4 protein-coding genes, 2 pseudogenes and 1 riboswitch are annotated in these 4,016 nt (G+C 73.7%); of the genes and pseudogenes, 3 read left to right on the forward strand and 3 right to left on the reverse strand.

The window, feature by feature from the left end; genetic code table 11:
* Nucleotides 1–30: 30 nt before the first annotated feature.
* Both MW084_RS10100 and MW084_RS10105 read left to right on the forward strand, forming a co-directional pair.
* Nucleotides 31–252, forward strand: a pseudogene (locus MW084_RS10100) (hypothetical protein); the annotation flags it as partial.
* A 9-nt stretch (nucleotides 253–261) separates the two neighbouring features.
* A pseudogene (locus MW084_RS10105) lies at nucleotides 262–2,152 on the forward strand (transglycosylase domain-containing protein); the annotation flags it as partial.
* 100 nt (nucleotides 2,153–2,252) lie between these two features.
* On the opposite strand, the gene MW084_RS10110 reads toward MW084_RS10105, so the two are convergent.
* From MW084_RS10110 to MW084_RS10120, 3 genes are all read right to left on the reverse strand, one after another.
* A complete protein-coding gene (locus tag MW084_RS10110; protein ID WP_010474422.1) occupies nucleotides 2,253–2,573 on the reverse strand; it encodes a DMT family transporter in 321 nt (106 codons plus the stop codon).
* Between the two features lie 42 nt (nucleotides 2,574–2,615).
* Nucleotides 2,616–2,686: riboswitch (guanidine-III (ykkC-III) riboswitch) on the reverse strand.
* Nucleotides 2,684–3,022, reverse strand: coding sequence for a GroES family chaperonin (locus MW084_RS10115; RefSeq protein WP_010474424.1), 339 nt, complete (start codon nucleotides 3,020–3,022; stop codon nucleotides 2,684–2,686). (Overlaps the previous riboswitch by 3 nt.)
* Before the next feature lie 47 nt (nucleotides 3,023–3,069).
* Complete coding sequence (locus tag MW084_RS10120; RefSeq protein ID WP_010474426.1) at nucleotides 3,070–3,390, reverse strand: DUF3618 domain-containing protein; 321 nt, start codon at nucleotides 3,388–3,390, stop codon at nucleotides 3,070–3,072.
* Between the two features lie 142 nt (nucleotides 3,391–3,532).
* On the opposite strand from MW084_RS10120, the gene bcp reads away from it, so the two are divergent.
* Nucleotides 3,533–4,000, forward strand: a complete 468-nt coding sequence (bcp, locus tag MW084_RS10125; RefSeq protein WP_010474428.1) for a thioredoxin-dependent thiol peroxidase — start codon at nucleotides 3,533–3,535, stop codon at nucleotides 3,998–4,000.
* Nucleotides 4,001–4,016 lie beyond the last annotated feature (16 nt).

Genomic DNA, 4,016 nt, shown 5'->3' on the forward strand with positions numbered 1-4,016 from the left:
GTGCCGGAACCCGGGCCCGAGCCCGGCNCNCCGGGTGGCGCCGGGCCGTCCCCACCCGGCGGGCCGTCCTCGGCGGCCTCCTGCTCACCGCCCTCGTCCTCGGCGGCGGCTTCCTCGCCGGGTACCACCTCATCGAGATCCCCCCGCCCAACGCCGCCGCGACCGCCCAGGCCAACGTCTACCTGTACGCGGACGGCAGCCCGCTCGCCCAGGGCGGCCGGGTCAACCGGGAGAGCGTCCCCCTCGCCCGCGNCCCCCGNNCCCCTGCGGCAGGCCGTCCTCGCCGCCGAGGACCGCGACTTCCACACCGAGCCGGGCGTCGACCCCCAGGCACTGGTCCGCGCCTCCTGGAACACCCTCACCGGCAAGGGCACCCAGGGAGGCTCGACGATCACCCAGCAGTACGTGAAGAACTACTACCTGGGCCAGGAACGCACCGTGGCCCGCAAGGTCAAGGAGTTCTTCATCGCGATCAAACTGGACCGCGCCCGCTCCAAGGACGAGATCCTGGAGGGGTACCTCAACACCAGCTACTACGGCCGCAACTCCTACGGCGCGCAGGCCGCCGCCCAGGCGTACTACGGCAAGGACGTCCAGGAGCTCGACACCGCCGAGAGCGCGTACCTGGCGTCGCTCCTCAACGCGCCGAGCGCCTACGACGTGGGCGCCCGCCCCTCCAACCGCCCCCGCGCCGTGGCCCGGTGGAACTACGTGCTGGACGCCATGGTCCAGGAGCGCTGGCTGACGGCCGCCCAGCGCGCCGGCCTCCAGTTCCCCCACGTGCTCCCCCACCACCCCACCGCCGGACTGGCCGGCCAGCGCGGCTACGCCGTCCAGGCCGTCAACACCTTCCTCACCCGCCACGGCGTCCTCTCCGAGAAGGCCCTCGCGGCCGGCGGCTACCGCATCACCACCACCCTGCGGAAGGACCGGATGGACGCCTTCGAGGAGGCGGTGCGCCAGCAGGTGCTCGACCGGCTCGACCCGGACGCGAACCCCGCCGACGCGTACGTCCGCGTCGGCGGCGCCTCCATCGAACCCGCCACCGGCAAGGTCGTCGCCCTGTACGGCGGCGTCGACTACACCCGCCAGTACGTCAACAACGCCACCCGCCGCGACTACCAGGTCGGCTCCACCTTCAAACCGTTCGTCCTCGCCTCCGCCGTCGCGTACGGCGCCACCACCCAGCACGGCGAGCCGATCACCCCCAACACCGTCTACGACGGCACCAACAAGCGCCCCGTGGAGGGCTGGACCGGCAAGGCGTACGCCCCCGCCAACGAGGACGACGTGTCGTACGGCGGCATCCCCCTCCACACCGCCACCGACCGCTCCGTGAACGCCGTCTACGCGCAGCTCGCCGTGGACGTCGGACCGAAGAGGGTGAAGCGGACGGCGATCTCGCTCGGCCTGCCCGCCGACACCCCCGACCTCACCGCCTCCCCCTCCATCGCCCTCGGCCCCGCCACGGCGAGCGTCCTGGACATGGCGGAGGCGTACGCCACCCTCGCCAACCACGGCAGGCGGGGCGTGTACACACTGGTCGAGAAGGTCGAGCGGATCGACCCCGCGGGCGACCGCCTCCTGCCGCTGCCGGCCGCCGGGTCCGACACCCGCCAGGCCGTGAGCCGCGAGGCCGCCGACACGACGACCGCCGTCCTGCGCGGCGTCGTCGAGAGCGGCACGGGCACCGCCGCACGGGCGGCGGGCCGCCCGGCCGCCGGGAAGACCGGCACCGCGGAGGACGACAAGGCCGCCTGGTTCGCGGGCTACACCCCCGACCTGGCGACCGTGGTCGCCCTGATGGGACAGGACCCGAGGACCGGCGCGCAAAGACCCCTGTACGGCGCGATGGGCATGCCCCGGATCAACGGCGGCGGCGCCCCGGCCGAGGTGTGGGCCCACTACACGGGCACGGCCCTGGAGGGCACCCCGCCCCGCGACTTCGACCTGGAGCTCCCGGAGGGCGCGCAGATCGAGGAGGACCGGCACCCGGAGGACCTCACGGAGGAGGCGGGCGCCGAGGACGCCGCCGGCCAGGTGACCGACGACCGGGCGCCGCGACCGGCCCCGGCGGTGCCACCGCTCCCCGGACACGCGGCCACCGGACACCCCGCCACCCCGGACGGGACCCCCGCCGGACACGCGACCGNCCCGGACGGGACCCCCACCGGCGGATGACGGCGGCCCGCCGCCCCGCACCGGCGGGCCGCCACCACACGCCGGCGGGGCTCCCCCGCGCACCGGCGGGCTCAGTGGCCCGACGTGGCCTTCAGCCCCACCACCGCGACCAGCAGCAGGCAGACGAAGAAGATCCGGGCGGCGGTCGCGGGCTCGCCGAGGACGACCATCCCGACCACCGCCGCACCGGCCGCGCCGATGCCCACCCACACCCCGTACGCCGTGCCGATCGGCAGCGTCCGGGTGGCCTGGGCCAGCAGGACCATGCTGGCGACGATGCCGAGGCAGGTCAGGACGGTCGGCCACGGACGGGTGAACCCCTCCGTGTACTTCATGCCGACCGACCAGCCCACCTCCAGCAGACCGGCGACGACGAGCAGGAACCAGGCCATGGCGGCACGCACCCTTCGGGAATCGGGAAGAGGAATCTCCGGCGTGCGTCGTCTTTGCCTGGTGACCCGGTACGGCGCGTCTCGTCGGGTGGTGCCGCCCGCGGCGGCGATCAGAGGTAGAGCCCCGTGGAGTCCTCGGAGCCCTCGAAGCGGTCGGCGGCCACCGCGTGCAGGTCGCGCTCGCGCATCAGCACGTACGCCACACCGCGCACCTCCACCTCCGCCCGGTCCTCGGGGTCGTACAGGACCCGGTCGCCGGGCTCCACGGTGCGGACGTTCTGGCCGACCGCGACCACCTCGGCCCAGGCCAGCCTGCGGCCCACCGCGGCGGTCGCAGGGATGAGGATGCCGCCTCCCGAGCGCCGCTCGCCCTCGGGAACGTCGGACCGGACCAGCACCCGGTCGTGCAGCATCCGGATGGGCAACTTGTCGTGGGTGTTCTCGCTCACCCCACGAACCTACCCGCCCCGGCACCGCTCCCGGTCCCAGGGGCCCCTCAGCGCCCGCGCCGGCGGGACACCGCGACGACCAGCCCGACCACACCCACCGCGAGGAGCGCCGCCGGCACCACCCGCTCCGGGCGCGGCGCCCCCGTCTCGTCCACGAAACGCGCCCTGACGTCGGTCAGCATCCGGTTGACGGCGACGAAGGCCCGGCCGACCGTCTCGTCGACCGTCGACGCGACCTTCGCCTTCGCGTCGCCGACGATCGTCTTCGGGTGCATCCGTACGCCGATCTCGTCGAGCGTGACGGCGAGCTGCTCGCGCCGGCGGACGATGTCCGCCTCGATCTGCGCGGGGGTCCTGGCGTCCGACACCGAGCTGCCTCCGTTGGTGGTCGTGATCTCCGGTCGCTTGGTCGTGCACAGTCTGTCAGCTCGACCGGCCCGGAGCCGTCCCGGACCCCCGGTTAGGCTCGACCCGGTACCCGCCCGCACCCCGTCGAGGAGAGCCCCACCCATGAGCGAGCGACTGCAACCCGGCGACACCGCCCCCGCCTTCACCCTGCCCGACGCGGACGGCAACGACGTCTCGCTCGCGGACCACCGGGGCCGCAAGGTCGTCGTCTACTTCTACCCGGCGGCGCTCACGCCCGGCTGCACCAAGCAGGCGTGCGACTTCACCGACAACCTGGACCTCCTCGCGGACGCCGGCTACGACGTGATCGGCGTGTCGCCGGACAGGCCGGAGAAGCTCGCGAAGTTCCGCGAGAAGGAGGACCTGAAGGTCACCTTGGTCGGCGACCCGGAGAAGAAGGTGCTGGAGGCGTACGGCGCGTACGGCGAGAAGAAGCTCTACGGCAAGACGGTGACGGGCGTCATCCGCTCGACGGTGATCGTCGACGAGGAGGGCAGGGTCGAGCGCGCCCTCTACAACGTGAAGGCCACCGGCCACGTCGCGAAGATCATCAAGGACCTGGGCATCTGACCCCGCCCCGGTCCCC

Source organism: Streptomyces sudanensis (assembly GCF_023614315.1).
In the GTDB taxonomy this organism is placed as follows: Bacteria; Actinomycetota; Actinomycetes; order Streptomycetales; family Streptomycetaceae; genus Streptomyces; species Streptomyces sudanensis.

Bases quoted from the DNA above. Each gene is read 5' to 3' on its own strand.
- MW084_RS10110 (WP_010474422.1), bottom strand. From the start codon at position 2,573: ATGGCCTGGTTCCTGCTCGTCGTCGCCGGTCTGCTGGAGGTGGGCTGG.
- bcp (WP_010474428.1), top strand. From the start codon at position 3,533: ATGAGCGAGCGACTGCAACCCGGCGACACCGCCCCCGCCTTCACCCTG.